The following is a 4075-nucleotide window of genomic DNA, read 5'->3' on the forward strand; positions in this document are numbered from 1 at the left end:
GCTCCGCCCGCGGACCCGAGCGACCCGTCCCGCCCCACCGCGACCGACAGCCCGACCAGCACCGACAGCCCCGCAGGCACCGACAGCACGACGAGCACCGACAGCACCGACGCTACGACGAGCACCGACGCCACGCCGGATCCCGACACCGCGATCGGCGCGGACGCGCCGACGCGCGCCGGGACGACGCCGGACACGACGCCGGCCGAGGGCGCGGACGGGTCTGCCGGTACGCCGACGGACCGGCCCAGCCGGATGCCGGTCGCCCAGCGCCTGGCGACGGCGGTCGTCCTGCTCTTCGGCGTGGCGGCGGCGGTCACCGCCGGCCTGGCCGGCACCCCGGCGGGCGAGAACATCTCCTGGTGGTGGCCCGCCTCCACCGGTGCGGTCGCCGCCGTCGGCATGGCGGTGCTGACCGTGTGGACCTGGCGGCGGGTGCCGCCGAGCCGGCCCTCGGCGCCCGCCCCGAACGCCTGGCAGGCGCTGTACGCGTTGCTGATCTCCGGTGTGGCGGCGGCGGCCTCGCTCTACATCGCCCGCAACACCCCCGACGACGTCTACTACGTGGGCCGGTCGGTGTGGGTGGCGGAACGCGACATCGTGCCGCTCAACGACTTCCTGTTCAGCGAGAACGTCCTCCCGGCGATGGCGTCGCTGCCGCCGACCGCCAGCATCGAGGTGCTGGCCGGCGCGCTGGGCCGGTTCCTCGACATGCACGCCTCCTCGGCGACCTGGTTCCTGCTGCTGCCGGTGATGGCGGTGCTCGCCGTCCTCGCGCTCTGGCGGGTGGTGCACCGGTGGGCGCCGCGCCGTCCGGTGCTGGCCTTCACCGTGGCCGCCGCGTTCCTCGCGCTGGTCGCCGGCTCGGACGCCGCGCTGGGCACCTTCCACCTGCCCCGGCTGTACGAGGGCAAGGGCATGTTCGTGTCGGCTGTCGTGCCGTTGATGTGGTACTACCTGACCCGCTGGTTCGACGACGGGCGCAAGCGTCACCTGGTGCTCATCTTCGCGCTGTCGGTCACCGCCATCGGGCTGACCACCACGGCGGCGATCATCCTGCCGATGCTGGTCGGCGGGGCGGCGCTGATGATGCTGCTGGTCGGGCGCTGGAAGTCGGCACTGCTGGTCGGCGTCGTCGCCCTGGCGTACCCGGTCGGCTCGGTGGTGTTGACCCAGATCGTGCTGGGGCAGGGCACCGCGGACGGGGCGGACGCGGTCGCCTACGACGCCGCGTACACCTACCGGCGCACCTTCGAGATCGGCATCGTCGGCGTGATCGGCGGACTCGCCCTGTGGTGCGGTCCGCTGCTGGCCCGTCGTCGTACGGCGGGGCTGCTGGCCGCCGGCGGTGCGCTGACGCTGAGCGTGCTGATGGTGCCCGGGGTGCTGGAGTGGCTCGGCTCGCTCACCGGCATCTCGGTGGTGCTCTGGCGGGTGCCGTGGCTGCTCGCCCTGCCCGCGCTGATCGGGCTGCTCTGCACGGTCTGGCTGCCCACCCGGTTCCGTTCGGTACGCGCCCTGGTGGGCGTGGTGCTGGCCGGCTCGATGATCGCGTCGTTCGCCGTCTACGCCACTCCGATGTGGTCCGAGCGGAGCTGGGTGGAGATGCGCGACCGGCCGAGCTGGAAGATCCCGGAGCGGCGGCAGGTCATCGCGGAGTGGATCGTGACCCTCGACCGGCCGGACGGCTTCCTGCTCGCGCCGGCCACCATCATGCGGGCCATGCCGATGGTGACCAGTCAGGTCCGCGTCGTGCTGCCGCGCGACTTCTACCTGGTCGAGTACGACCTGGAGTCGCAGTTCGCGAAGGACCGGCTGCTGTTGACCCGGTTCTCCGACGGGGGACCGGCGGAGGGTCGACCGACCCGGGACGAGGTGGCCGAGGCGCTGGAGCGGCTGGACGTCGGGACGATCTGTGTCTACAACGGCAACCGGTTCGCCCGACGGACCGCGGCCCGACTCGGGTACGCCGAGTTCGCCGAGTTGCCGCCGCCGGTGCCCGACCAGCCGGGCGGGGTCACCTGTCTGCGTCGGAACTGACGCGTCCGGCGGATTTCGGGTCGGTTACGTGGACCGTCCGTTTCGAGTGATCGACGGTTTGGGCGAAAGATGCCGGATACCCGAGCGTTGTCCCGGCGAGGTTTCGCGTTAAGGTCGCAGCTACGCTGGCGGCCGTTCGAGGCGTATCCAGCCGGTCATCGATCTCGTTAGGGAGCGTACTCGTTGTTCGGCATGTTGAGTTCACGCGTGGGCGTCGCCGCGCGTGGCGCCCTGCTGGTGGCGTCCTACCTGGTGTTACTCGCCGCTGGCGCGTTCGGGTGGGTGGCCCTCTTCGCCGTCGCCGGAATGGCGGCGGTGTTGGGCGAGTTCGCCGTGGAACGGTGGTCACCGGCCACCGCGACCCTCCTGCAGAAGGTCGGCATCAACCGGGTCTACCGGCAGTTGGGCCGGGACCTGTCGGTGGTGGTGTTGGTCGCCTCCCAGGTGTCGCTGACCGGCACCGAGCTGACACTGCTGCTCCTGCTGCCCGCCGCGGTCTGGTTGGTCGCCGTCTTCGCCGGGGCGTTCAACCGGATGATCGACCGGCGCAACCCGGTCTCGGCCCTGGTCCGCAACATCGACCTGGGCCGGATGCGGTCCGCCCCCCGCCCGCCGGAGTGGGCCTCCGAGGTGGCCGGTGACCGGTTGCCGTGGGCGAACGTCCTGCTCATCCCGGCCGCCGTGGTGGCCGTCGTCGCCGACGACGTGACGCCGGTCTTCGTGGCAGGTCTGGTGGCCGTCGGGCTGGCCGGGGTGGTCGGCGGCATCGTCGCCTTCACCTGGCTGCGCGGCCGGGGCACCGGGCAGAGCCCGCAACTGCCGGCCGTGCAGAACTGGCTCAACAGCTACCGCCCGGAGGTGGCGCTCTACTTCGCCGGCCCGGCCAAGGACGTCTACCAGGCGAACATGTGGCTGGCGCCGATCGAGGCGCTGGGCCGTCGCGGGGTGGTGCTGATGCGCAGCCGGGACGCCTTCCTGGAGCTGGCCGACACCCGGCTGCCGGTGATCTTCGTGCCGGCCGCGCCGGATTTCATGAACCTGGACAAGAGCAGCATCCGGGCCACCCTGTACGCCGCCAACGTCGGGCCGAACATCCACATGCTGCGTGAGCCGGGCATGAAGCACGTCTTCGTCGGTCACGGCGACAGTGACAAGGCGGCCAGCGTCAACCCGTACAGCAAGGTGTACGACGAGGTCTGGGTCGCCGGCCTGGCCGGTCGGGAGCGGTACGCACGGGCCGGGGTGGGCGTGCTGGACGCCGACATCGTGGAGATCGGCCGCCCGCAGTTGGCCGGCCTGCACACCTTCGGCTCGGAGGCCGTCGAGCGCCCGTTCACCGTGCTGTACGCGCCGACCTGGGAGGGGTGGCTCGACGACGACCCGTACCACACCTCGCTGATGCTGATGGGCGACCGGATCGTGGCCACGCTGCTGGCCACCCGTCCGGCGGTCCGGCTGATCTACAAGCCGCACCCGTTGACCGGCACCCGCTCCAAGCAGGCCAAGGCGGTGCACCAGCGGATCGTCGAGCGGATCCGGGCGGCCGGCGGCGACGTCGACGCGTCCAGCCTGGACGGTCCGGCGCACCGGGTGGTCACCGGTCGGGTGCCCGCGCTGTTCGACTGCTTCAACGAGACCGACCTGCTGATCAGCGACGTCTCCAGCGTCGTGTCGGACTTCGTGCAGAGCCAGCGGCCGTACGTGGTGGCCAACCCGGCCGGGCTGCCCGAGGACGAGTTCCGGCGGACCTTCCCCACCTCGCGGGCGGCGTACCTGCTCGCGGCGGACTGTGGTGAGCTGGAGAAGATCGTCGCGGTGACCCGGGCCGGTGACGACCCGATGACCGAGGCCCGCCGGGACCTGAAGACCTATCTGCTCGGCCCGGCCGAGGCGAACCCGATGGACCGGTTCGCCGAGGAGATCGGGCGGCTCTGCCGCTGACCCGCATCACGACCGCCACGCGCCCGGGACGACCTGTCGTCCCGGGCGCGTCGCCGTCCGGCATCGGCGGGCCACCGTCCCGGGCCTGTCTGGT

General features: G+C 71.9%; 3 protein-coding genes. 2 read left to right on the forward strand and 1 reads right to left on the reverse strand.

What is annotated here, in order from left to right; translation table 11 throughout:
• Positions 1 to 197 (reverse strand): hypothetical protein (locus EYA84_RS33670; protein WP_236145995.1); only part of this gene is annotated, 197 nt, incomplete at its 3' end.
• A 58-nt stretch (positions 198 to 255) separates the two neighbouring features.
• Here EYA84_RS33670 and EYA84_RS27960 point away from each other — a divergent pair.
• Positions 256 to 2040: a DUF6077 domain-containing protein gene (locus EYA84_RS27960; protein WP_236145996.1), complete on the forward strand. Its 1785-nt coding sequence runs from the start codon at positions 256 to 258 to the stop codon at positions 2038 to 2040.
• Between the two features lie 183 nt (positions 2041 to 2223).
• Positions 2224 to 3981, forward strand: coding sequence for a CDP-glycerol glycerophosphotransferase family protein (locus EYA84_RS27965; RefSeq protein ID WP_131056870.1), 1758 nt, complete (start codon positions 2224 to 2226; stop codon positions 3979 to 3981).
• Positions 3982 to 4075: the final 94 nt, after the last annotated feature.

The sequence above is a fragment of the Verrucosispora sp. SN26_14.1 genome, assembly GCF_004307965.1.
Lineage (GTDB): Bacteria > Actinomycetota > Actinomycetes > Mycobacteriales > Micromonosporaceae > Micromonospora.